The organism is Rothia sp. HMSC065C12 (assembly GCF_001812085.1).
Taxonomy (GTDB): Bacteria; Actinomycetota; Actinomycetes; order Actinomycetales; family Micrococcaceae; genus Rothia; species Rothia mucilaginosa.
In genome coordinates this window covers 80,265-80,701 of record NZ_KV807679.1, presented here as the reverse complement: position 1 = coordinate 80,701, position 437 = coordinate 80,265, and the positions used below count along the sequence as shown (strand labels likewise).

The following is a 437-nucleotide window of genomic DNA, read 5'->3' as shown; positions in this document are numbered from 1 at the left end:
AGCGCAGGAACCGTCGGCGCGTCGGTCGGGTTCACGCCAACGGTTGCTTCGGGCAGGGGTGCCACGGTGGGCGCATCGGTCGGGTTTACACCAACGGTTGCCTCGGGCAGAGGTGCCACGGTGGGCGCATCGGTGGGGTTTACACCGATAGTTGCCTCAGGCAGGGGAGCTACGGTGGGTGCGTCGGTCGGGTTCACGCCAACGGTTGCTTCCGGCAGGGGTGCCACGGTGGGCGCGTCGGTCGGGTTCACACCTACGGTTGCTTCCGGCAGGGGTGCCACGGTGGGTGCATCGGTGGGGTTTACACCGATAGGTGCCTCGGGCAGGGGAGCTACGGTGGGTGCATCGGTGGGGTTTACACCGATAGTTGCCTCAGGCAGGGGTGCCACGGTGGGAGCGTCGGTGGGGTTCACGCCAACGGTTGCTTCCGGCAGGGG

1 pseudogene is annotated in these 437 nt (G+C 67.5%); it reads right to left on the bottom strand.

The features are described from left to right. A pseudogene (locus tag HMPREF2836_RS09450) lies at positions 1-437 on the bottom strand (hypothetical protein); the annotation flags it as partial.